The 21,592-nt window shown below is 67.3% G+C and carries 23 protein-coding genes; 12 read left to right on the top strand and 11 right to left on the bottom strand.

All coding sequences use genetic code 11. The annotated features are described in order from the left end of the window. Positions 1 to 289 precede the first annotated feature (289 nt). Positions 290 to 802: an HNH endonuclease gene (locus tag KY501_RS54290; RefSeq protein WP_373691609.1), complete on the top strand. Its 513-nt coding sequence runs from the start codon at positions 290 to 292 to the stop codon at positions 800 to 802. A 39-nt stretch (positions 803 to 841) separates the two neighbouring features. Here the strand turns inward: KY501_RS54290 and KY501_RS15920 are convergent, their stop codons facing one another. Next, positions 842 to 1,006 carry a hypothetical protein gene (locus tag KY501_RS15920; RefSeq protein WP_224363877.1) on the bottom strand — a complete coding sequence of 55 codons (165 nt, stop codon included), beginning with the start codon at positions 1,004 to 1,006 and terminating at the stop codon, positions 842 to 844. A gap of 57 nt (positions 1,007 to 1,063) precedes the next feature. After that, entirely contained in the window at positions 1,064 to 1,324 is a 261-nt protein-coding gene (locus tag KY501_RS15915; RefSeq protein ID WP_224363876.1) for a DUF4442 domain-containing protein, read from the bottom strand. Between the two features lie 139 nt (positions 1,325 to 1,463). Between KY501_RS15915 and KY501_RS15910 the strand changes: the two genes are divergently transcribed. Next, positions 1,464 to 2,087, top strand: a complete 624-nt coding sequence (locus KY501_RS15910; RefSeq protein WP_224363875.1) for a glutathione S-transferase family protein — start codon at positions 1,464 to 1,466, stop codon at positions 2,085 to 2,087. Between the two features lie 42 nt (positions 2,088 to 2,129). Beyond that, a complete protein-coding gene (locus KY501_RS15905) occupies positions 2,130 to 3,596 on the top strand; it encodes a protein adenylyltransferase SelO (protein WP_224363874.1) in 1,467 nt (488 codons plus the stop codon). Between the two features lie 22 nt (positions 3,597 to 3,618). Here KY501_RS15905 and KY501_RS15900 read toward each other — a convergent pair whose 3' ends face one another. After that, positions 3,619 to 4,479 carry a trypsin-like serine protease gene (locus KY501_RS15900; RefSeq protein ID WP_224363873.1) on the bottom strand — a complete coding sequence of 287 codons (861 nt, stop codon included), beginning with the start codon at positions 4,477 to 4,479 and terminating at the stop codon, positions 3,619 to 3,621. Positions 4,480 to 4,585: 106 nt separating this feature from the next. Further along, positions 4,586 to 5,404 carry a trypsin-like serine peptidase gene (locus KY501_RS15895; RefSeq protein ID WP_224363872.1) on the bottom strand — a complete coding sequence of 273 codons (819 nt, stop codon included), beginning with the start codon at positions 5,402 to 5,404 and terminating at the stop codon, positions 4,586 to 4,588. A 346-nt stretch (positions 5,405 to 5,750) separates the two neighbouring features. Here KY501_RS15895 and KY501_RS15890 point away from each other — a divergent pair, with 346 nt between their 5' ends. Further along, positions 5,751 to 6,221 carry a hypothetical protein gene (locus KY501_RS15890; RefSeq protein ID WP_224363871.1) on the top strand — a complete coding sequence of 157 codons (471 nt, stop codon included), beginning with the start codon at positions 5,751 to 5,753 and terminating at the stop codon, positions 6,219 to 6,221. 10 nt (positions 6,222 to 6,231) lie between these two features. Next, a complete protein-coding gene (locus tag KY501_RS15885) occupies positions 6,232 to 6,759 on the top strand; it encodes an inorganic diphosphatase (RefSeq protein WP_224363869.1) in 528 nt (175 codons plus the stop codon). A 70-nt stretch (positions 6,760 to 6,829) separates the two neighbouring features. Here the strand turns inward: KY501_RS15885 and KY501_RS15880 are convergent, their stop codons facing one another. After that, a complete protein-coding gene (locus tag KY501_RS15880; protein ID WP_224363868.1) occupies positions 6,830 to 7,666 on the bottom strand; it encodes a hypothetical protein in 837 nt (278 codons plus the stop codon). Between the two features lie 152 nt (positions 7,667 to 7,818). Here KY501_RS15880 and KY501_RS15875 point away from each other — a divergent pair, with 152 nt between their 5' ends. Further along, positions 7,819 to 9,093: an Hsp70 family protein gene (locus tag KY501_RS15875; protein ID WP_224363866.1), complete on the top strand. Its 1,275-nt coding sequence runs from the start codon at positions 7,819 to 7,821 to the stop codon at positions 9,091 to 9,093. A 1-nt stretch (position 9,094) separates the two neighbouring features. Here KY501_RS15875 and KY501_RS15870 read toward each other — a convergent pair whose 3' ends face one another. From KY501_RS15870 to KY501_RS15855, 4 genes are all read right to left on the bottom strand, one after another. Further along, positions 9,095 to 9,961, bottom strand: a complete 867-nt coding sequence (locus tag KY501_RS15870) for a hypothetical protein (RefSeq protein ID WP_224363864.1) — start codon at positions 9,959 to 9,961, stop codon at positions 9,095 to 9,097. 1 nt (position 9,962) lies between these two features. Continuing rightward, positions 9,963 to 12,575, bottom strand: coding sequence for a TonB-dependent receptor domain-containing protein (locus KY501_RS15865; protein ID WP_224363862.1), 2,613 nt, complete (start codon positions 12,573 to 12,575; stop codon positions 9,963 to 9,965). A 26-nt stretch (positions 12,576 to 12,601) separates the two neighbouring features. After that, positions 12,602 to 13,417, bottom strand: coding sequence for an OmpA/MotB family protein (locus KY501_RS15860; protein ID WP_224363860.1), 816 nt, complete (start codon positions 13,415 to 13,417; stop codon positions 12,602 to 12,604). 80 nt (positions 13,418 to 13,497) lie between these two features. Beyond that, positions 13,498 to 14,427, bottom strand: a complete 930-nt coding sequence (locus KY501_RS15855) for a LysR family transcriptional regulator (RefSeq protein WP_224363858.1) — start codon at positions 14,425 to 14,427, stop codon at positions 13,498 to 13,500. A gap of 104 nt (positions 14,428 to 14,531) precedes the next feature. Here KY501_RS15855 and KY501_RS15850 point away from each other — a divergent pair, with 104 nt between their 5' ends. Both KY501_RS15850 and KY501_RS15845 read left to right on the top strand, forming a co-directional pair. Continuing rightward, complete coding sequence (locus KY501_RS15850; RefSeq protein ID WP_224363856.1) at positions 14,532 to 15,167, top strand: glutathione binding-like protein; 636 nt, start codon at positions 14,532 to 14,534, stop codon at positions 15,165 to 15,167. A gap of 58 nt (positions 15,168 to 15,225) precedes the next feature. Further along, positions 15,226 to 16,131 carry an SAM hydrolase/SAM-dependent halogenase family protein gene (locus KY501_RS15845; RefSeq protein WP_224363855.1) on the top strand — a complete coding sequence of 302 codons (906 nt, stop codon included), beginning with the start codon at positions 15,226 to 15,228 and terminating at the stop codon, positions 16,129 to 16,131. Between the two features lie 5 nt (positions 16,132 to 16,136). Here the strand turns inward: KY501_RS15845 and KY501_RS15840 are convergent, their stop codons facing one another. After that, positions 16,137 to 16,685, bottom strand: a complete 549-nt coding sequence (locus tag KY501_RS15840) for a chalcone isomerase family protein (RefSeq protein WP_224363854.1) — start codon at positions 16,683 to 16,685, stop codon at positions 16,137 to 16,139. A gap of 337 nt (positions 16,686 to 17,022) precedes the next feature. Here KY501_RS15840 and KY501_RS15835 point away from each other — a divergent pair, with 337 nt between their 5' ends. Continuing rightward, positions 17,023 to 18,375, top strand: a complete 1,353-nt coding sequence (locus KY501_RS15835; RefSeq protein WP_224363853.1) for an erythromycin esterase family protein — start codon at positions 17,023 to 17,025, stop codon at positions 18,373 to 18,375. 54 nt (positions 18,376 to 18,429) lie between these two features. After that, the gene (locus KY501_RS15830; protein WP_224363852.1) at positions 18,430 to 19,407 is read left to right on the top strand and encodes an RpnC/YadD family protein; all 978 of its coding nucleotides are present in this window, start codon (positions 18,430 to 18,432) and stop codon (positions 19,405 to 19,407) included. Positions 19,408 to 19,414: 7 nt separating this feature from the next. Here the strand turns inward: KY501_RS15830 and KY501_RS15825 are convergent, their stop codons facing one another. Next, positions 19,415 to 19,933 (bottom strand): nuclear transport factor 2 family protein, encoded by a 519-nt coding sequence (locus tag KY501_RS15825; protein WP_224363851.1) that lies wholly within the window; start codon positions 19,931 to 19,933, stop codon positions 19,415 to 19,417. An 86-nt stretch (positions 19,934 to 20,019) separates the two neighbouring features. Here KY501_RS15825 and KY501_RS15820 point away from each other — a divergent pair, with 86 nt between their 5' ends. Next, positions 20,020 to 20,799 carry an alpha/beta fold hydrolase gene (locus KY501_RS15820; protein ID WP_224363892.1) on the top strand — a complete coding sequence of 260 codons (780 nt, stop codon included), beginning with the start codon at positions 20,020 to 20,022 and terminating at the stop codon, positions 20,797 to 20,799. Beyond that, positions 20,800 to 21,546 (top strand): ZIP family metal transporter, encoded by a 747-nt coding sequence (locus KY501_RS15815; RefSeq protein WP_224363850.1) that lies wholly within the window; start codon positions 20,800 to 20,802, stop codon positions 21,544 to 21,546. The last annotated feature ends 46 nt before the right edge of the window (positions 21,547 to 21,592 follow it).

The following is a 21,592-nucleotide window of genomic DNA, read 5'->3' as shown; positions in this document are numbered from 1 at the left end:
GAACGACGCCTGGCCAGAGACTACGAGCGAAAAGAGGAGTCGTCCGAAGCCTTCGTCTACCTGGGGATGATCCGACTGATGCTGGGCCGCCTTGCCTGAATGCCTTGCCTCAACACCCTCTTACCGTCTTCAAGGCAAGGATCCACAAAACCAAGCCAACCAACTCCTAGCGTTGGCCTACCGCCAACAGATTCCCCTCATCTACTTCCGCGGTATCGAGCCGGGCCGATACAGGCCCATCTGGCCAGCGGTCATCACGCATTTCGCGCCCCAATCGCTCAAGTGCAGGGTGGTCCAGTTGGACTCAAATGAGTTCACGTGGTTGGAGGCTTCGAAGCCGGTTCTGCATGACGCGGAGGCAGGGGCCGGAGCGGACCTCATCCGTCGGCGGTACGTGACGGTTCAAGCCAAGAGGCGGCTCCACCAGGCACTCTTCCGAGCCCGTGTTCTCCACGCGTATGGGAGACGCTGCGCGGTGTGCCTCCTTCCGCATGAGGCGCTACTCCACGCGGCTCACATCCGTCCAGACAGTGACGAACTGAGCGAGCCCACCGTACGGAATGGACTGGCGCTCTGCCTCCTCCACCATGGTGCCTTCGATGCGAACTTGATGGGCATTCACCCAGACGGGCACATCGAACTATCGTCCAGGTTGGGAGACACGTCGGTTCTCCCCATGAGCCAACATGCGTTCCACGCTTTCGCGGGCAGGCGCATTCACACCCCCGTTCGCCGGGAGCACAGGCCAAGCCCTCAGTTTCTAGAGGAGCGCTACCGCCGCTTCCTCGGACTGGCTCGTTGAGACTCGCTCTGTCTCATCAGGCGCCAGCCTGGACAAGGTTCAGCGCTTCTTCACCGAGTCCAGGAAGCGCACCTCGGTGACGACGGTGCCGTCCTCGGCCAGCAGCTTCACAGGCACCCACGCCTCGGCCTTGTCCCCCGGCTGTTGCAACGCCTCGGCCAGCGAGGCGAATGCCTCCGGAGGCGGCTCGCAGACCGCGGACACCGTCCCCTTCCCTTGAGTGCGGAAGTCCGCCTCCACCCGCTTCACGAGCGAGCGGTACTAATCAGGCGGAAAGCGCCGCAGCAGCAACAGCCCCGCGCAGAGCTCCGCCAGCGTCATCTGCACGCCGAAGTACAGCCCGCCCACGTGGTTGCGCGTGCGCCGCTTGAGCGGCACTGACAGCCGAGCCCGCGTCTCCGTCACCTCTTCCACCCGGATGCCCAACCCGCCGGCCGAGGGGATGATTCGCGGCAACGCGGCGCTCAGTACCAGGTTCGCCGCGCCCGGAGACATCTGGCGCAGCCGGTCGATGACATCCATGGGTCGCACAGGCCTCCTTCTCTCCCCCTTCAGGAAAGAAGGCGAAGGCGCATGCCTCGAACGACGAAGCCTCGCCTGAGCGTGCAGTGCGGGACGTGGCCGTTATACAAGGCCACCCCTCTGCCCGAGGAACTCCTACATGATCGACCTGTACACGTTCACGACGCCCAACGGCCGCAAGATCTCCATCGCCCTCGAAGAGCTGGGGCTGCCCTACACCCTCAAGGTGGTGGACATCTCCAAGGGCGAACAGTTCAAGCCCGAATTCCTCGCCATCAGCCCCAACAACAAGATTCCGGCCATCGTGGACCATGACGTGCCGGGAGGGCTGAAGCTGTTCGAGTCCGGCGCCATCCTGATCTACCTGGCGGAGAAAACGGGCCGGCTGATGCCGTCGGACCCCGCCGGCAAGGCCGAAGTCCTTCAGTGGCTGATGTTCCAGATGAGCGGATTCGGGCCGATGTTCGGTCAGCTCAACTTCTTCTCGCGGGTGGCTCCGCAGAAGCTGCCCCTGGCCATCGATCGCTTCCGCAATGAGTGTGCGCGCCTCGTCGGCGTGCTGGACCAGCACCTGAGCGGGCGCGACTACGTGGCACGCGAGTACTCGATCGCGGACATCGCCCTGTACCCGTGGGCGGCGGGGGCTCGGGGCTGGGCACCCGAGCTGTTCAGCTCCTCCCCGGGCGTCATCCAGTGGATGGAGCGCGTGAGCCAGCGGCCTGCGGTGCAGCGCGGCATGAAGCTGCCCGAGCTGTCTCGCTAGACCCGGGATACCTCCCCGGCCGCCCGGTTGTTATCTCCTGTCATGCCTTCGCTCGAGCAGCTCCGATTCGACAACACGTACGCCCGCCTGCCGGCCGGCTTCAGCGTGCGCGTTCTTCCCAGCCCGTTCCAGGACGCGCATCTGGTGAGCGTCAGCCCGCAGGCGCTCCGGCTGCTCGGGTTGGAGACCTCCGAGGCCCGGCGTCCGGAGTTCGTGGAGGCGTTTGGCGGACTGCGCCCCCTGCCAGGCATGGAGCCCATGGCGACGGTGTACGCGGGGCATCAGTTCGGCGTGTACGTGCCTCGGCTGGGAGATGGGCGCGCCTTGCTGCTGGGCGAGGCGGTGACACCCTCGGGTGAGCGCTGGGAGGTGAACCTCAAGGGCTCGGGGCACACTCCCTTCTCGCGCATGGGAGACGGGCGCGCGGTGTTGCGCTCCACGGTGCGCGAGTACCTCTGCAGCGAGGCCATGTACGGGCTGGGCATTCCCACGACACGGGCCCTGTGCATCATCGGCGGCCGCGAGCAGGTGTTCCGCGAGGAGGTGGAGACAGGCGCCATGCTGGTGCGGCTGGCCCCCTCGCACGTGCGCTTCGGCACCTTCGAATACTTCCATTACACCGAGCAGCACGAGCATGTGGCGACTCTGGCGGACTACGTGCTCGCGCGGCACTTTCCGCACCTGGAGGGAGCGAAGGACCGATATGCCCGCTTCTTCGCGGAGGTGGTGGAGCGCACCGCGCAGTTGGTGGCGCAGTGGCAGGCGGTGGGGTTCGCGCACGGGGTGCTGAACACGGACAACATGTCCATCCTCGGCCTCACGCTGGACTACGGCCCCTTCGGCTTCCTGGATGACTTCGAGCCGGGCTTCATCTGCAACCACTCGGATGACTTCGGGCGCTATGCATTCGACAAGCAGCCGCGCATCGCCCTATGGAACCTGGCGTGCCTGGGCGAGGCACTGCTCAGCCTCATCTCCGAGGAGGAGGCCCAGACGGCGCTCCAGGCCTTCTCTCCGTCCTTCGCCTCGCACTTCCTGGCGCGGATGCGGGAGAAGCTCGGGCTGCGCGAGTCCCGCCCGGAGGACCGGGAGTTGCTGGAGACGCTCTTCGCCAAGATGGCCGATGCACGGGCTGACTACACGCGCTTCTTCCGAAGGCTGGGGCGCTTCGACACCTCGGAGGGCGCTCGCAATGAGCTGCTGAGGGATCAGTTCCTGGACATGGAGGGAATTGATGCGTGGGCAGCGGCGTACCGCACACGGCTGCTCGCCGAAGGCAGCGTGGACGCGGAGCGCCGGTTGCGCATGGACCGCATCAACCCCAAGTACGTGCTGCGCAACTACCTGGCGCAGACAGCCATCACCCGCGCGCAGGAGGGAGATTTCCGCGAGGTGGACCGGCTCCTGGAGGTGCTCTCGCGTCCGTTCGACGAGCAGCCCGAACACGAGGCCTCCGCGGCTCCGCCTCCTGCCTGGGGCAAGCACCTGTCGGTGAGCTGCAGTTCCTGAGTGCAGCGCATACGCGTCTGCCTCAGTCTGGGCCTTGCCGCTCCGCATTCGCCATCTGCTGGCGAAGCCACGCCAGGTAGAAGTACGTGCTGGTGTATTCCGAGAACTGGACCAGATCCTGGCCGCCGTAGTGCGTCTTGGCGATTCCCACCAGCTCCATGGAGCCATTGCGCTCACGCAAGCATGGACCGCCACTGTCACCCGCCAGGCTGTACGAAGCTTCTTCTCGCACCAGCAGTCCCTCCTTGGGCTTGTAGGGCCGCCGGACCTGGACTGGCTTGCCGATCATGAATGTGGCGCCGTCCTCCGCAATGGTCACCACCTCGTTGAAACCGAAGCGGCGCATCTGCCCTTGCCGCTCGTCCGGCTGGCTCCTGCCAAAACCCACCAGCGTGACAGGCTGGGTATAGCGAACCTGCTCCGTCGCCAGACGCACGGGTTTGACTCCCTGAGGTGCTGACCTCAGAACGATCATCGCGAGATCGGCGCTGCTCGAGATCTCCTTGTCCGAGTCGTTGTAGACGACCCTCATTTGCTCATGAGGCGCAACCGTGCCTGTGAGTTCATCCAGCCTCGGCTTGCCCTCGAGGCGATAGGTCAACACCCTGACCTTCGCTGTGCGAATGCACGTGGTCTTGTCTACGAGTGTCTGGGGTGGAGCACCGTCAGAGGCCACCTCGTGCTGGGCGCAAACACAATGGCCCGCCGTCAGGACCACGCGTGGAGCAATCAGCACTCCGCTGCACACTCCCCTGCCGCCATCCACCAGGACCGTCGCCGCATAGCGATTGTCCATATCGACCTGGCTCTTCGAGATGATCGACTCTCCGAGTTCTGGCTGTATCTCGGCTGGCACATACTCGGGGAGACGGTCGCGGGTCACGGTCCCAGCGGTGCTCGCACCACATCCCATGGCAAGAACGACAAGTACAAGCTCCAGGCATATCGCTGGCCGTCGACCGCTCACAGACTCCGCAGCCCCGCGTTGCTCACTGCGACTTGGGGGTGGTTCCCTCAGCATGCTGGATCTCCTCCCTCAACCAGGCCTGATAGCCCTGGATGCTCGCGAAGGCCGCCCCATCTCCGAGCCAACGGCTCGAGATTCCGACAAGCTCCGCTCCCGCCACGCCCTGGCGCAAACAGGGGCCTCCGCTGTCCTGCCTGTATCGATGCCCTCCAGGCTGCCGGATCAGCACTCTCTCATCCTCCGCGGTGGCGAGCCTCCGCACTTCGTTCACGCAGAAGCGGCGCTCGGAGCCCGTGACCCTCTCGACCTCGTCATAGCCGTACCCCACGATGGTGACCGAGTCCCCCACCCGAACTTCCGTGTCGGCCAGGGACATGCCTGGAAACGCCAGAGGATCGCGCAGGAGGATGAGGGCAAAATCCGCGTGACTCGACAGCACCCGCCCCTGTTCATCGAGCACGATCCGCAGAGCAGGATGAGGCCGCACCGTTCCAGGGTGGATGCTCGTCTCCGAGCCCCCACTCCGAGCTCCTTGCTCAACGGGTGGCAGGTAGGAGAGCACCCCCACCTTCGCGGCTTCAAAGCAGGCTCGTGCAGAGATGAGGCTCTGGCCTCCGCCCTCCAGCCCTCCCTGAACTCTCCGCTCGCACACGCAATGGCCAGCCGTCAGCACCAGGTGAGGGCTGATGGCTACCCCGCTGCACCACGACTTCTCCTCCTCGCCTGAGAGAGCTGAGACCATGACGGCCGACAGGTAGCGATTCCCGGTGTCCACTTGTCCCGCCAGTTCCAGCAACCGTGTATCCAGCCGCAGGAACTCCGGCTCAGGCAAGGGAGGCATCGCAACCGCTTCCGTCTCCGGTTTGAGTGCATGGACTGGACTCTTCTGTGTGGCGCGCTCCTCGCACCGGCCACAGTTCACGGCAGCCATGACGCTCCATGCGCCCAGGAAGAGCCATGCCCGCTGACGGTTCATCCCCATTGGCTCCTCTCTGTAACCCAGTGGCAGAGAACCGCGTCCCACCCTTCGTCGAGGCATCAGGCACTGCAGGCCGCAGCCGCACACTATAGCTCCTCGCTCAGCAGCCTCTGTGTGCACCGAGCAGGCAGGCGTGACGCCCCAGAGCCTCCTCCGACAGGTGTCTAGCTTCAAGGCTCGGGGTGTCACCCATCCCCAGGAGGCTCTTGTGAGCGAAACCACCCTTGTCCCCGAGTCCCGTGTCTCCCTGCGCGCATTGGGTCCTGGCCTCGCCGGGGCGCTCGCCGTCACCCTCATCCACGAGGGCGCCCGCCGCGTGCTGGACCATCCTCCGCGGATGGATGTGCTCGGCAAGCGCTCGCTGAAGAAAGGGGCCCGTTGGCTCGGACTCCGCCCGAGCCGTGGCCAGCGACTCCACCGCCAGGCCTTGCTGGGCGACATCCTCACCAACTCGCTCTTCTACTCGCTCGTGGCCCTGGGCCGTCCGCGCCGCCCGTACCTGCGCGGCGCCCTTCTGGGAGGCCTCGCCGGACTGGGCGCCGTAGTGCTCCCACCCTTCCTGGGCCTCGGCCGACGCCCCAGCCAGGCTCGTACCTCCACCTCGCTACTCACCATAGCCTGGTATCTCCTGGGAGGCCTGGCCGCCGCACGCTTCACGCGCTCACTCGCCACGGAGTGAGAGACAGACCATGACGACGGACCTCACGCAGCTGCCCCTTCGCGGCGAGCCAGGCACCTTCCATGTCGTCGTCGAGTCCCCTCGCGGCTCCACGGTGAAGCTGAAGTACGAGCCGGAGCTGGGCACCTTCACCATCAGCCGTCCCCTGACACGAGGGTTCCGATACCCCTTCGACTGGGGCTTCATCCCCAGCACCAAGGGGCCGGACGGTGATCCGCTGGATGCCCTGGTGTACTGGGACGTGGCCACCTGGCCCGGCGTCGTTCTGCCCTGCCGCGCGCTCGGCGTGCTCGAGGTGGATCAGAAGAAGAAGCGGGGCCGAGGCCGCGAGCGCAATGACAGGCTCCTGATGGTGCCTGTGTCCGCGGCACGCTCCGACCACCTGCACAGCCACCAGGACCTCTCCCGCCGGGAGCGAGAGGAACTGGAGCACTTCTTCCTCACCGTGGTGGCCTTCGCTAACAAGGATGCTCGCATCCTCGGATGGAAGGGGCCCGCCGCCGCGCAGAAACTCCTTGAGGAGCACGCGCTGCACTGAGCCCGACAGCTCCAACCGGGCTGACAGCCGAAGCAACTCTCGAGGCTGCCCCGGCTGCCGCTCGGAGACGTCACTTGCTGTCCGGCTGGAAGGACGGCTCCTGGTCACCGGGAGAGGATTCACCGCTCTCGGGGGCCACTGGCGCGGCGGGCCGCACGGAGGTCGTCACTTCGATGCGCGTGGCGGTCGGCTCACCTCCCTGGTCGCGGTACGAGGCACGCACCTGGCTGCCCTCCTCGATATCCGTGGTCCGCGCCAGGCGCCCATCCACATAGATCTGCGTCCCTGGCCGCACTTGGAGCCGGAGCCTCGGCTCACCCCGGTCGCTCACCAGCACCTCGCGAGCATTCACCGTCAGCACCTCGCCCACGATGAACTGCTCTCCCTGCGGCTGCGACGTCCCCGCCGGAGCCTGGGCCACGGACTGCTGAGTCTGCTGGGAGCTCTGGTCCCCCTGGGCGGGAGTCTGCTCCGCCGGTGGCTGGGCCTGCCCCTCCTGAGGCTCCACTTGCTGCGCCAGCTCGGCCTGCTGCATGCGCTGGGCCTCTAGCGCGCTCTGCTGGGACTGGGCCACCGTCTGCTGGGCCTGCTGCGTCTGCTGCTGGGCCGCCTGCTGAGCCTGCTGCGCCTGCTGAGCTTCCGTCCGAGCCTTGGCCTCGGCCTCCTTCAGGTCCCGCTGCGCGTCTTCCAGGTTCCGCTGCGCCCGGGCCGCGTCTTTCTGCTCGTCCGTGGCCTTCTCCTGGGCCCGCTTCGCCTGGTCGATCGCCTTCTCGGACTGCTCCTGGGCCTTCTCCGCCGACCGGGACGCCGTGGCTTGCTGATCCCCCACGAACTTGCCCTCCTTGCACCCCGCGGTGAGGAGCAAGGCGGCGACTCCGGCCGACAACCATCCTGCGCCGAATCTCATGGTCTCTCCTGTCGTCAAATGGACAGGGCAAAGATGGAGCGCGGAAGTGGAGCGCCAACCCAGCCGGACAGGCGTCCAGGGCCCGCCCTCCTGCCTCTCCTACGAGAAGGCGCTACCGTCGGAGCCGGTTCAGCGGTATGGGCGCTGGCGCCATGCCTGTCTGCGGACTCGACTTCGGAACCAGCAACACGGCGGCGGCCCTGCCTGACGGCCGCGTGCTGCCCATCGCTCCTGGGACGCGGGAGCCTCGCCTCTTCCGCTCGGTGCTCTTCTTCCCAGAAGACGATCGCATCACCTACGCCGGCGAGGAGGCCATCACCCGCTACCTGGAGGACAACGCCGGACGCTTCATCCAGTCGGTGAAGTCCTTCCTCCACAGCCGCTCGTTCCGCGCCACGCAGGTGCACGGCCGCACGTGGACCATTGAAGAGCTGGTGGCGGTACTGTTACGCCGGGTACGAGAGGCGACGGGGGTGCAGTTGGGCAGCCCTCCCGAGGCCGTCATCCTGGGGCGCCCGGCCCTCTTCACCTCCGAGCCCGAGGCGGATGCGCTGGCCGAGCAACGCCTGCGCAAGGCAGCGGAGCTGGCGGGCTTCACGCGCATCCAGTTCCTCATCGAACCCATCGCCGCGGCGCTCGCGTACGAGGCGCAACTGTCCAAGGACGAGCTGGTGCTGGTGGCGGACTTCGGCGCGGGCACCACCGACCTGACGCTGATGCGGCTGGGGCCGTCCCGGCGAGGAAACCCGGACCGGAAGCCGGACGTGGTGGGCTCCACGGGCGTGCGGATTGGAGGAGACCGCTTCGACGCGGAGATCATGCGCAACAAGCTGCTGCCGCGGTTCGGCGCGGGAACCACGTACAAGGTTCGAGGCTTCTCGGACAAGCGGCTGCCGGTGCCGCAGCATGTGATGGCCAAGCTGCTGTCCTGGCACGAGATGTCGTTCATCCGTGAGAAGTCCACGCAGGAGCTGCTGGAGCTGATGCTGGAGTCCAGCGACAAGCCGGAGACGGCGGAGGCGCTGTACGACCTGGTGATGGAGAACCTGGGCTATCGGCTCTTCCGAGCCATCGAGCAGGCCAAGGTGAAGCTGTCGGCGCAGGACGAGGCGATACTGGACTTCGAGGAGGCGCGCATCACGCTGCACGAGCGCATCACGCGCGCCGAGTTCGACACCTTCTGCCAACCGCTGCTCACGGAGTTGGACCAGGTGACTCAGGGGCTGCTGGAGCGGTGCGCGGGGGCGGGAGAGATCGACGCGGTGTTCCTGACCGGCGGCTCCTCGCAGATCCCGGCGGTGCGTCAGCTCTATGTGAACCGGTTCGGCGAGGGGCGGGTGCGCACGGCGGACGCGTTCACCTCGGTGGCCGAGGGACTCGGCCGGGCCTCCGCCGCGCTCGAGCAGGCCGGAGCAGCTCCGGCCTGAGCTACGGCCCCACCTCCACCGTGCGCGTCAGCCAGTCCTCGCCGCCGCGCCCGTCCCGGGCCACCACATAGAACGTGATGCGCTGGGGCGTGCTCGGCGTCTGGTACTTGATGGTGGGCTCGCCCGGCTTGTCGTCCACGGGCTCCAGTGAGCGCAGCTGCTTCACCTCGCCATCGCCGGTGGCGTACCAGCTGTAGAAGACCTGCTCGGTGCGTGGGCCCTCGTCGCTCTCGTACGTCTCCAGGCTGCCCTCGGCCAGCCGTGGCCGCAGGACTACCTCCGTGTCCAGCGGTAGCGGACCCGCGAGCGGCGCATCGTCCAACAAGATCTCCTCCATGCGCGGGTTCTGGTTGGGGGTCGCCGTGAGTCTCAGCGTCAGCCGACGCACGCCTTCCTCCACACCCGCGGGCGCATCGGTACCATCCGTGGCCTCGTAACCGACGGAGAGCGGCACCCCCTTCTCGAGCACCGCGCGCGTCGCCGGATCATTGAGGTCGATCGGCGCTCCACCGTTGCCCGCATTCGCCGTCTCCTGGAGGATCTGCTGCACGTTCGGATCCTGCAGCGACAGCTCCCCCTGCGGCAGCGAAGCGCCGTCCTGGCCCGGGCAGTCCAGCTCGTTGCTGTAGGCATTGCCGGGCCGGCACAGCGCGAGCGCCACGCTCACCGGGCGCTCATCCGGCGCCACGGCCAGCGTGGTGAACACGACGGGCGGAGGCAACGTGGAGGAGTCCGGGTTGAACGCCAGCTCGGCGGGCTCGGCCTTGATGGCCAGCACGCGAACCCGGCGGATCTCGCTCTGCAGCTCGAAGTCCGGGCCACACGCAGCCACTCCCAGCGCCAGGAAGAAGAGAACGGGCGCGCGCATGTCAGAAGGTCCCCTTGGCGCCGAGGATCGGCAGGATGGGCAGGCCCTCCAGGAACGCCGACTCGGAGTAGTTGTAGTTGTAGACGGTGCCTTCCTTCGCCGGGTTGTTGTAGGCGTTGGTCAGGTCCACGTACAGGTCCAGGCTCCACGTGTCGAAGATGAAGTTCTTGTCCACGCGGATATCCATCTGGTGGAAGTTGGGCAGCCGCTGCGAGTTCACCCCGCCGAAGATGGGGATGAACACGTCCGTGACGTCGTCCCTCCGCGCTCCAACAATGGGCGTGGTCGGGTTACCGGAGGAGAAGCGGAAGCGCGCTCCCACCTCCCACCCGGCCGGCAGCTTGTAGCTGCCAATCACCGTGAGCACGTGCGTCTGGTCGTTGTCGAACAGGCGCAGCGCCCCGTCCGGCCTGTCCCGTCGCTCGCTGCGGCTGAAGGTGTACGCCACCCACCCGAAGAAGCGCTCGGTGAGGGCGCGCCGCGCCAGCAACTCGAAACCGTAGATACGGCCAGTGCCTTCATTGCTCAGCCGCTCGGTCACCAACTGCCCATCCCGTTCCACCAGCCGGCTCGAGCTGACGATGAGGCGGTTCAAGTCGTTGTAGAAGAGCTCGCCGCTGATGAAGTACTCGGGCTGGGGCTGCCACTCGGTGCCCACGCTGTACTGGATGGAGCGCTTGGCACGCAGCTCCGGGTTGCCGAACGAGACGCTGGGCTCCTCGTTGATCGGAGGCCCGTGGTAGAGGCCCGCGCCGCCCTTGAGCGTCACCTGATCCGTGAGCGCGTAGCGCACCGCCAGCCGTGGGTTCAGCGAGCGCTTGTTCACCTGCTGATCCTTGAACAGGTAGCTCTCACTGCGCACACCGGGAACCACCAGCAGGCCCTTCACCGGCTTCCAGCGCGCCTCGGCCCAGATGCCTGGGAAGTACTGGTAGTAGTCGTCATCCGCCGTGATGATCTCCTCCGTCACCTGAGGGCCGAACGGCTCGCCCTCGCGAGGCGGCTCCTGGACCCGGGCCTTCACCTGGGCACCCGCGTACTGGATGTCCAAGCCGCCCGCCAGGGTGAGCGAATCGCTCAGCGTGTACTCAGCGGTGGAGCGCAGATCCAGGTCCAGCGAGGAGATGCGCAGGAAGCGATCTCCGATGACGAACTCGATGAGCGTATTGCCCACCATGCCCTGGCTCTCCAGGCTGAAGTTGCCGGCCTTGTACTGGTGGCCGAGCCGAACCTGGTTGAAGCCAGTGGTGATGTTGAAGTCACCGTTGATGCTCGGGTCGTCATCCGCGGGCCGGTCGAACACCAAGCCCAGCACGTCATTCGAGGTGAGCCCCTGCAGGGTGAAGGTGTGCCGCTTGCTCGGCGTCCATTGCAACTTCACCTGGGCATCGTAGTAGCGCGGCGCCACCTGGATGGCCGGGCCGTCCTCGTTCTCGGGGACGAGCTTCAACACCAGGTCGATATAGGAGCGCCGGCCGCCCACGGCGATGCTCAGGTTGTCGGTGATGGGACCCTCGAGCACGGCATTGGACTCGATGAGGCTCACGCCCACGGTGCCGTGGAAGCGATCCGACTTGGGCGCTCGGCTGCGCACGTTGATGACGCCGCCGGTGACGTTGCCGTAGTAGGCGGAGAAGTTGCCGGGCAGGTAGTCCAGCGCCTCCAGCAGGTCCGAGTTGTACACGGAGGTCAGTCCGCCAAAGTGGTACAGCAGGGGAATCCGCTGCCCGTCCAAGAAGACGCCCGAGTCATTCGGACTGGTGCCACGGATGACGAGCTGGCCTCCATTGAAGGCGGGCCGCGCCACGCCGGGCAGGTTCTGCACCACCTTCAACGTGTCGCCCTGCGTACCGGGCACCTTCTGGATCTCCGCCACCTGGAGCGTGGTACGGGTGACCTCCTTGCGCTCGCGCTCGCTGCGCACCACCGTCTCGTACTGGCTGAAGATGCGCTTCTGCACGTAGTACGTCGCCTGCGTCTCCTGACCCTCGGCGATCGTCTCCTTCGTGCGGAACCGGTCATACCCGCTGAGCACCACGAGCACCTCGTGCGTGCCCACGGGGACGCCCCGGAACGAGAAGCGGCCGTCCTCATCCGTGCTAGTGGTCTTCTGTAGCTCGGGTAGAGCCACCTCGGCGCCCGAGAGCGGACGGCGGGTGCCCCGCTCCAGCGCCCGGCCACTGAAGTTCACCGGCGGCTCGGGGGCCTGCCCCGACTCGGTGCCCTCGGGAGGCGGCGGGGCGCGCCAGACGAACTGGTACGCGTACTCGATGCGCACCGGCGCGGGGACGTTGTCCACCTCGGCGGGCTCGAACTCGAACTGGCGCACCGCAGCCACGGCCGCCTCATCGAAGCCATGGCCCGCGGGCTGTGTCACCTGCACCTCCGTGACGGCGCCCGTCTCGGAGATGTCGATGTTCATCACCACCGTGCCCTCGAGCTGCTGAGCGAGGGCCTCGGGCGGGTACTGCGCCTCCACCTGGCGCTTGAGGACGGGAGCCTTGGTGAGCACTCCAGTAGGCGTGCCCGCGTCGGGAGGCGTGCCGGCATCCGAGGCCTGAGCCAGGGCCCCGGTCGCGGCGAGGAGACAGAGGACGAAGGCGAGTGTTTTCATGAGGGGGTGCGAATTCGCGCCCCCGTCTAGCGCCCTCCGGCTTTCGGTGCGAGCACGATTTCGATTCGTCTGTTCAAGCTGCGATTCTTCTCACTGTCGTTGGGAGCAATGGGCTGGTACTGCCCGTAACCCGCAGCCGAGAGGACCGTGGGATCCACCCCCGCATCCTGGAGCGCGCGCACCACGGCCATGGCACGCGCCAGGCTGAGCTCCCAGTTGGAGGGGAACGGGCCATCCTTCGGCGTGGGCACGTCGTCGGTGTGGCCCTCTACGCGGATGATGCGGCCCTGCACGGCCTTCAGGGCGTCGGCAATCTTCTTGAGCGCATCCTGGCCCTCCTTGTTGACGCGGGTGGAGCCGGAGGCGAAGAGGATCTTGTCCTTGAGCTGCACCGTCATGCGGCCCTGGAGCTCGGACAGCTGAATCTTGCCCTCGGAGATCTCCTGCTTGAGGCTCTGGGCGAGGTTCTCGTACTCGGAGCTCTTCTTCTCGAGGGCCTCCTTGGCCTCGGAGAGCTTGCGGGTGGACTTGGCCAGCTCGTCGTTGAGGGCGGACAGCTCGATGTTCTTCTGCTCCAGGGCGTAGCGCTCGGCGGCGGAGGCGGTGAGGCGGGACTCGGAGGTGGTGAGCCGGGAGGTGAGCGCCTCCTTGTCACGCTCGAGCGCGGCGAGCTTCTCCTCGAGATCCTTCACCTTGGCCTCGAGGGCGGCGCGAGCCTCCTTCTCCTCCTTGAGGCGGGTGTCGAGGTTCTCGTTCTCCGAGGCCAGCTCGTTGTACTTGCTCTGCGAGACGCAGCCCGTGGCGAGCGCCGCGAGCGTGGCGAGGGCCAGCATGGAACGCATGGGTAGGAATCCTCCTGACTGACGGTAAAGGTTGGGTCGCAGAGACTAGCGCCCATGGCCATCCGCGTCAGGGAGGAATTTCAGCCCGCCAGGAGTCCACGCGGCACCGTGGCCTCGATCGCGGCCAGGAGGCGGAGCGCGGCGCTGTCCACCTCGCGCCGCCACGCCATGCGCCAGGGCCGCAGCAGGGGCCCCGATGCGAGCCTTTTCGCCACCACGTCTCCCTTGCCGAGATGCGGACTGGCGACCCACTCGGAGAGCACCGCGATGCCCAGGCCGGCGCGGGCCACGTCGATGATGGCCTCGGTGAGGGGAATCTTCTCGAAGCGAAGCTGGGGCCGGGCCCGGCCGAACACGCGCTTCATGAACCAGTGTCCCTCGGTCGAGGGCACCGCGGACGACAACAGCGTGTGCTCGCAGAGGTCCTCGGGCGAGAGCGTCTTGCGGGCCGCGAGCGGGTGGGACGCCGAGACGATGAACACCACCTCGTCCGAGAAGATCTGCCGCTCCTCGAGCCGGGCGCGGGGAACCACGGCGGAGGTGACGAGCGCCACGTCAATGTCCCCGGCCTCGAGCGCGGCCACGGGAGTGTGCGTGTGCTCCAGCGCGAGTGACACCTCGAGCGCGGGCAAGCTCTTGCGCAGGTTGGCCAGCGTGGACGGCAGCCAGTGGTACGCGGTGTAGCACTCGCAGACGAGCCGGAGGCGCAAGGGCGCGGACTCGGGAGTGCACACGCGATGCTCGAGATCGCCCAATTCCACGAGGAGCCGCGTGGCGCCGGAGATGAGGCGCTCCCCTGCGGAGGTGGGCACCAGCCCTCGAGGTGTGCGGTCGAAGAGGCGGGTGCCGAGCTTGTCCTCAGCGGCCAGGAGCGCACGGCTCACGGCGGGCTGGGTCAGGTGCAGCATGGACGCGGCCTGCGCCGTGGTGCGCGCGGAGGCCAGGGCGAGCACGACGCGCAGGTCTCGGATGTCGAGCCGGGGGCTGGGCAGCGAGGGAATGTCATCCATGCATCGAGTCTATGCCAAAGATGCGTTGGACGCATTGCTCCTCGGCGCGCAGATTACGCCCGTTCCCGAGAGCGGGAACCAACCGACACACCGGAGGAAGTGCCATGCAGCTCTATTTCTCTCCCCTCTCCTGCTCACTGGCGACGCGCATCTGCCTGTACGAGGCGAACGCGGAGGCCACGTACACGGAGGTGGGCCCGAAGACGAAGCTCACGCGAGATGGCCAGAACTACCGGGAGGTGTACTCGCTAGGCCTGGTGCCGGCGGTGCGCACGGAGGATGGCGAACTCCTCACTGAAAACGCGGCCATCCTCCAGTACGTGGCCCGCCGCTATCCGGAGGCGAACCTGGCTCCGGCGGATGAGCGGGGCCTGACGCGGCTGCAGCAGTGGCTGTGCTTCGTCGGGACGGAGCTGCACAAGGCGCTCTTCGCGCCGCTGCTGGACCCGAAGGCTCCGGAGGGCGCGAAGGCCTACGCGCTGGAGAAGGGCCAGTCGCGCCTGGCCTTCCTGGAGAAGCACCTGACCGGTCGCGAGTTCCTGCTGGACCGCTTCAGCGTGGCGGACGCGTATCTGTTCACTGTGCTGCACTGGTCCATGGCGGCGCCGGTGGACCTGAAGCAGTGGCCCGCGCTCGCCTCCTACTTCTCGCGCCTGCGAGAGCGGCCCACCATCGCGAAGGCGCTCAAGGAGGAGAAGGTGCTCTACGCGGAGGAGTTGGCAAAGCACAAGGCCGCGTAGGGCCGAGAGCCTCTTTGGGGATTCCCAAGCGCGGCGAGTTCGGAAGAGGATGCCGCCCATGCGCCTGGCACGTCGCATCATCCTCCTCCTGCCGCTCCTCGCCGCCCTCGAGTCCCTGGCCGCGGAGCCCTCGCCGCAAGCTCCCGCCGCTCCGGCCCAACCCACGCTGGTCTTCATGACGGACTTCGGCCAGCGAGACGACTCGGTGGCCATCTGCAAGGGAGTCATGTGGGGGCTGGAGCCCCGGCTGCGCATCGTCGATCTCTCGCACGACGTGGAGCCCTACTCGGTGCTGGATGGGGCGCGCTTCCTGGCGGGCACGGCTCCGTACTACCCGGCAGGCACGGTGTTCGTCACCGTCATCGATCCGGGCGTGGGCAGCGAACGGCGCGCCATCGTGGCGAAGTCGAAGCGGGGGCAGTACTTCGTCCTGCCCGACAACGGGCTCCTCACCCTGGTGGAGCGCCAGGACGGGCTGGCAGAGGTCCGCCACATCACCAACACGGCGTGGAACCTCACCCCGAACCTCTCCTCCACCTTCCACGGAAGGGACGTGTTCTCCCCGGTGGGCGCGCGGATCGCCCGAGGGGATGACTGGACACAGGTAGGCCCGGCGCTGACGGAGTGGAAGCGGCTGGAGATTCCCGAGGCGAAGCTGACCGACGCGGCGCTGAGCGGCACGGTGCTCGCCATCGAGCACCCATACGGCAACCTGGTGACCAACGCGGACGGAGCGGTGCTGGCGAAGCTGGGCTACCAGCGGGGCGACACGGCGCGCGTCACCTTCGGCAAGGGCCGCGAGCTGCGCGTGCCCTTCGTCACGACGTTCAGCGATGTGCCGGTGGGCAAGCCGCTGCTCTACGTGGACTCCCGAGGGCGCGTGGCCTTCGCGGTGAACCAGGGGAGCTTCGCGCAGGTGAACGGCATCAAGCCCCTGACGACCTTCGTGCTGAAACGGAAGTAGGCGCTTCAGTGCTCGAAGACGGGGTTCTTCTGGAGCCACGCGGTGAAGAGCGCGTCCGCGAAGCCCTTGCCGGGAATGAGGATGCCACCCGAGGCCTCACCGGAGACTTCCAGCCCCGCGTCGGGCACGTAGGTGAGCACGAGATTGTCGCCCTTGCTCACGTCCTTGAGCGACTGGAGCAGCTTCTCCATCTGTTGCTGCATGGGCTCGGCGCTCAGGGCGGCATTGGCTGAGAGCCCCTTGCGGAAGGCGCCCACGAGCTGATCGCGGCGGATCTTCCGCAGGAAGCGGAAGTGCAGACGCTTGACGGAGTTGGCGGCCACGGCTTCGGCCTCCAGGCGGGGGATCTGCTCCATGTAGAGCCCCCACACATAGATGTCGAAGAAGAGCTTCTCCTTGAGAGCCATGTGCGCGAGCGCCAGGCGCTTGCCCTCGAGCTCGAGCGTGTCGGGCATCTTCACGCCGCCGACCTCCCGAGCCTCCGCCAGCCCCGCCGCCAGCAAGGCCACCAGCACCAGCCACCGCAGCCCCATCATCCAGTCATCTCGCCCCATCCGCCTGCCCCTCCAACACCCCATGGCTGGCCTGCCCCCATTCTGGCTCCAGGAGGAAGCCAGAGAGCGGGTGCCTGTCTCCGACTGCACGACCATGGTGGAATCGAGTGCCTGCGACGATGGCCACGCCGGCGCGAGGTGGCCAGCGTGGACAATCGGCAGGTGACGAGAATCGGACACGTTCGGGCTGACGAAACGCTTCCGCATGAACAGGAGCGTACCGCTGGTCCCTGACAGTCCGGAACCTGGGCGCACGGGTACGAGAGGCCCCCTGCCTGCATGTCTGCTACCCGATCGGGGCTGGGCAGTGCGGAGGAAGGAGCCGCACTTTCTAGATATGGCCTCCTTTTTCGACGACGAGACTCCGGAAGTGTCGCCTCAACTGTTGGATGGGGTGCGCTCGGCGGCGGTGCCGCTGACGGGTGCGGCTTCGGACCTGGATGCGCTCGTCGAAGGCATGGGCGCGGCACGCTTCGTCCTGCTGGGCGAGGCAACGCATGGCACCCACGAGTTCTACACACTGCGGGCCGCGCTCACGCGGCGGTTGATCGCCGAGCACGGCTTCACGGCGGTGGTGGTGGAGGCGGACTGGCCGGACGCGCTGCGGGTGAACGCCTTCGCGCACGGCGAGGGCGGAGACACGGAGGCGGAGGGAGCGCTGGGGAACTTCGAGCGCTTCCCCCGATGGATGTGGCGCAACCGGGACGTGGCGGAGCTGGTGCGGTGGATGCGGGCGCACAACGCGGCGCGTCCGGAAGCGGAGCGGGCAGGCTTCTACGGAATGGACCTGTACAGCCTGCATGCCTCCATGCGCGCGGTGGTGGAGTACCTGGAGAAGGTGGATCCGGAGGCAGCGCGGCGAGCGCGGGCGCGGTACGCGTGCTTCGAGCACTTCGGGGAGGATCCCCAGGGCTACGGCCACGCGACAGCGTACGGATATTCGGAGACGTGCGAGAACGGAGTGGTGGAGCAGTTGCTGGAGCTGCAGCGACGCCAGCCCGCGAACGCGAGAGACGAGGATGCGCGTTTCTACGCCGAGCAGAACGCGCGGCTGGCCCGGGACGCGGAGGCGTACTACCGCACGATGTACGCGGGGCGGAACGAGAGCTGGAACCTGCGCGACACGCACATGGCGGACACGGTGGATGCGCTGGCGGCGCACCTGGAGCGGAAGCTGGGGCGGCCGGCGCGGATGGTGGTGTGGGCACACAACTCGCATCTGGGGGACGCGCGAGCGACGCAGCTGGGCGATCAAGGCGAGCTGAACCTGGGGCAGTTGCTGCGCGAGCGGCATGGTAGAGCGGTGTACAGCGTGGGGTTCACGACGTACACGGGGACGGTGATTGCGGCGAAGGAGTGGGATGGGCCGGGGCTGCGGCGCCGCATCCGCCCGGCGCTCGAGGGGAGCTACGAGCACCTGTTCCACGAGGTGGGAGTGCCTCGCTTCCTGCTGCGGATGGAGGAGCTGGGCGAGGCGGCCTCGGGGCTGCGCGAGCGGCGGTTGGAGCGAGCGATCGGTGTGGTGTACGCGCCGCGCACGGAGCGCTGGAGCCACTACTTCCTGGCGGATCTGCCAGCCCAGTTCGACGCGGTGGTGCACTGCGACGAGACATGGGCCCTGCGTCCGCTGGATACGGACGCCGGACACGAGGAAGAGGACGCGCCCGACACGTATCCCTTCGGCGTGTAACCACGGACTCCGCCAGCCGTTGGCTGTCAGACGTGGCAGGTAGGGTGCCCCGGCATGGCATCCATGAGACATGACGGGTTGGTGAGCCTGTTCCGCAACCATCCCGCGCTGGCGCCCGAGTTGCTGCAGGAGCAGCTCGGAGTGGCCCTGCCGGACTGGTCCGAGGCACGGGTGGAGTCTTCCGAGTTCACCCAGGTGGTGCCCACCGAGTACCGAGCCGACCTCGTGGTGCTGCTGTTGAACGGCAAACCCGTCTTCGCCATCGTGGTGGAAGTGCAGTTGTCGCGCGACGAGGACAAGCGGAAGAGCTGGCCGTTGTACCTGACGAGCCTGCGCTCGCAGGTGGATTGCCCCACGGCGCTGCTGGTTGTCGCACCCGACCCGTCGATAGCACGCTGGTGTGCTCGGCCCATCGACATGGGCCACCCTGGCTTCGTGCTCCGGCCGCTGGTAGCGGGACCAGACGCCATTCCTCGCATCCTGGGGCCTCAAGAGGCGGGGAAGGATCCGGAGCTGGCCGTGCTGTCCGCCATGGCACACGGGCACGAGGAGGAACTGACGACCGCGCTCATGGAGGCGGTCATCAGCTCGGCCCGGGGGCTTGATGACGAGCGTTTCAGCTTCTACGTTGACCTGACCCTCTCGATGATGAGCGGGTCAGCTCGCAGGGCCTTGGAGGCGATGATGCAGAGCGGCAGCTATCAGTACCAGAGCGAGCTCGTCCGGAAGTTGTTGGCCCAAGGGCGCGAGCAGGGGCGCGAACAGGGACAACAGGAAGGCCGTCTGGAGGGAGAGCGACGAGCGCTCCTCAAGGTGCTGGATGCTCGTGGGCTCGTCGTGAATGACGCAGCCCGCCGGAAGCTTCTGGCCTGCACGGATCTGGAGCAGATGGAGCATTGGCTCCACGACGCTGTCGTCGTGAACTCCGTCCAGGAGCTCTTCAAGCGCAAACCTGGCTCCAAGCCCACGACTCGCGCCGCGGACAAGCAAAACCGGAGCGCAAAGCCCTCCAGGTCTCGTTCCAAGCAGTAACGGCGTCTCACCGGGTCTTCGCGGGTTCGCTCTGGGCCGGAGCCTGAGGCTGCTTGAGGTACGCGTCGATGCGCCCCTTGAACTCGGGCATGAGCGCGTTGGGGATGGGGATGGAGAGGTTGTACTGAGCGATCTTCCAGCTCCCTCCCTCCTTCACCAGGACTCCCGAGCCTCGACTCGGCCCCATGTTGGGCGTATCGAGCGCCTCGTCGAACCATGCCACCGTCCCCTCCTTCGAGAGTGTGATGTTCCGGGACACCGCGCGGAAACTCCACGCCTTCCCACGCGCGAAGAACGGCTTCGCCCAGGCACGGAACGCATCCCGGGTCCACCGCTCGGTGGCATCCGTGCCCAGGAACACCGCATCCGCGGTGAAGTGCCCGAAGTAGCGCGCCTCGTCCGCCTCCGAGGCGGCCTTGTGCCAGTCATCAATCACCGCGGCGATGGCTGGGCGCGGATCCCCCTTGTCGGAGGCAGGTGTCGGGGAAGCGGCGAGCATGAGACAGAGCAGCGAGACGGTGGACACAGAGTCCCTCCGGGCAGAAGGCGTTCGCGATATGAAGCGCGACGGCCCGTGCCCCGGTCAAGCGCGAGGCCTGAAAAGGAATGCGTGTGTTGCTCGAGAGCTTCCAACTGGGCGAGGGCGATGTCCCCACGGTGCTGCTGCACGGCTTCCTCGGCTCGGGGCGCAACCTGCGCTCGCTGGCCGTGGCCTGGAGCCAGGCGGAGCCCCAGCGCCGCTTCCTGCTCCCGGACCTGACGGGGCATGGCAGTTCCCCCACTCCGCCTCCGGGCGCCACCCTGGAGACCGTCGCTCGCGACGTGCTGGAGACGGCGCGCGCCAAGGGCTTCACGGGCCCGCTGGCGCTGGTGGGGCACTCCCTGGGCGGACGGGTGTCCCTCGCGGCGAGCCTCGTCTCTCCCTCGGAGGTGTCCAGCGTGACGCTCCTGGACATCGCCCCGGGCCCCGTGCCGGTGGACCTCTCGGAGAGCGGCATGGTGCTGAACGTGCTGCTCCAAGCGCCGGAGACCGCCTCGAGCCGCCGGGAGATGAAAGCGGGGCTGATGAGCCACGAGCTCTCGGAGGGACTGGCCGACTGGCTGGTGATGAACCTTGTCTCCACGCCCGAAGGTGGCGTGCGCTGGCGCTTCGATCGACAGGCCCTCGCCCGGCTGCACCAGCAGGTGAACGGCGCGGACCTCTGGGCGGCCGTGGAGCGCCCCGGCGCGAAGGTGCGCTGCATTCGCGGCAGCCGCTCGCGCTACGTGTCGGACGCGGACGTGGCGCGCATGGAGGCCGCCAACTGCCCCGTGGAGACGCTCCCGGGCGCGGGGCACTTCGTCCACGTGGATGCCGCAGAGCCCCTGCTCCGGTGGTTGCTGAGGCCCTGAATGGAGCGGGCGACGCTCTACACCTGGCTCGCGGTGCTCGCGGATGGACTCGCGGGCCTGACGGGCGGGCTGCTCTCCGAACAGTGGCTCCGGCGCCACCTGGCGGTGTTCGTTGGCTTCGCGGCCGGGGCCCTGCTGACAGCGGTGTTCCTGGAGCTGCTACCGGAGGCCGTAGCCTCGGAGGGACCGTCCGCGTTCCATTGGGCCTTCGCCAGCTTCATGGTGCTCGCCGTGGCGGAGTGGCTGATGGGGCACCACCACCATGACTCTCACGGGAGCCAATCCCGAACGTTGCCGCCCGCACTGCTGACCTCGGACGCGCTGCACAACGTGGGAGACGGCGCGGCGGTGGCGGCGGCCTTCCTCGTGTCGCCGAAGGCCGGCATCGCCACGGCACTGGCCATCATCGCCCACGAACTGCCACAGGAGGTGGGCGACTACGCGTTGCTGAGAGCCGCAGGCTTCTCGCGTGCCCGAGCGCTGACGGCGCTCTCCCTCGTCCAGCTGTCCGCGGCACTGGGGGCCGCGGCGGTGATGCTCGGCAGCCACCTCGTCCAGAACCTCGAGGGCATCGTCCTGGCCATCGCCAGCGGCACGTTCCTCTACATCGGCGCCACGGACCTGCTGCCGGAGATGCGCACGGCCACTCCCTCGGAGGGGCGTGGCCAGTGGCTGGGCGTGCTGGGCGGACTCGTGCTCGTAGGCGGTGTCAGCCTGGCGGAGCACCTGCTCGGGCTCAAGAATTGAACCCGAGCGATGCTCCGGCCCAGGAGCGGCGGCTCATGCGCAGGCG

It is taken from the genome of Hyalangium versicolor, assembly GCF_020103695.1.
Taxonomy (GTDB): domain Bacteria; phylum Myxococcota; class Myxococcia; order Myxococcales; family Myxococcaceae; genus Hyalangium; species Hyalangium versicolor.
The sequence above is the reverse complement of the archived record's forward strand: the minus strand, read 5'-3'. Positions and strand labels throughout refer to the sequence as shown.

What these genes read in the sequence shown, in the direction of transcription:
- KY501_RS15915 (WP_224363876.1), bottom strand. Translation starts at nt 1,324, where the DNA reads ATGGATGTCATCGACCGGCTGCGCCAGATGTCTCCGGGCGCGGCGAAC.
- KY501_RS15910 (WP_224363875.1), top strand. Translation starts at nt 1,464, where the DNA reads ATGATCGACCTGTACACGTTCACGACGCCCAACGGCCGCAAGATCTCC.
- KY501_RS15905 (WP_224363874.1), top strand. Translation starts at nt 2,130, where the DNA reads ATGCCTTCGCTCGAGCAGCTCCGATTCGACAACACGTACGCCCGCCTG.
- KY501_RS15895 (WP_224363872.1), bottom strand. Translation starts at nt 5,404, where the DNA reads ATGCCTCCCTTGCCTGAGCCGGAGTTCCTGCGGCTGGATACACGGTTG.
- KY501_RS15885 (WP_224363869.1), top strand. Translation starts at nt 6,232, where the DNA reads ATGACGACGGACCTCACGCAGCTGCCCCTTCGCGGCGAGCCAGGCACC.
- KY501_RS15880 (WP_224363868.1), bottom strand. Translation starts at nt 7,666, where the DNA reads ATGAGATTCGGCGCAGGATGGTTGTCGGCCGGAGTCGCCGCCTTGCTC.
- KY501_RS15875 (WP_224363866.1), top strand. Translation starts at nt 7,819, where the DNA reads ATGCCTGTCTGCGGACTCGACTTCGGAACCAGCAACACGGCGGCGGCC.
- KY501_RS15870 (WP_224363864.1), bottom strand. Translation starts at nt 9,961, where the DNA reads ATGCGCGCGCCCGTTCTCTTCTTCCTGGCGCTGGGAGTGGCTGCGTGT.
- KY501_RS15865 (WP_224363862.1), bottom strand. Translation starts at nt 12,575, where the DNA reads ATGAAAACACTCGCCTTCGTCCTCTGTCTCCTCGCCGCGACCGGGGCC.
- KY501_RS15860 (WP_224363860.1), bottom strand. Translation starts at nt 13,417, where the DNA reads ATGCGTTCCATGCTGGCCCTCGCCACGCTCGCGGCGCTCGCCACGGGC.
- KY501_RS15855 (WP_224363858.1), bottom strand. Translation starts at nt 14,427, where the DNA reads ATGGATGACATTCCCTCGCTGCCCAGCCCCCGGCTCGACATCCGAGAC.
- KY501_RS15850 (WP_224363856.1), top strand. Translation starts at nt 14,532, where the DNA reads ATGCAGCTCTATTTCTCTCCCCTCTCCTGCTCACTGGCGACGCGCATC.
- KY501_RS15845 (WP_224363855.1), top strand. Translation starts at nt 15,226, where the DNA reads ATGCGCCTGGCACGTCGCATCATCCTCCTCCTGCCGCTCCTCGCCGCC.
- KY501_RS15840 (WP_224363854.1), bottom strand. Translation starts at nt 16,685, where the DNA reads ATGGGGCGAGATGACTGGATGATGGGGCTGCGGTGGCTGGTGCTGGTG.
- KY501_RS15835 (WP_224363853.1), top strand. Translation starts at nt 17,023, where the DNA reads ATGGCCTCCTTTTTCGACGACGAGACTCCGGAAGTGTCGCCTCAACTG.
- KY501_RS15830 (WP_224363852.1), top strand. Translation starts at nt 18,430, where the DNA reads ATGGCATCCATGAGACATGACGGGTTGGTGAGCCTGTTCCGCAACCAT.
- KY501_RS15815 (WP_224363850.1), top strand. Translation starts at nt 20,800, where the DNA reads ATGGAGCGGGCGACGCTCTACACCTGGCTCGCGGTGCTCGCGGATGGA.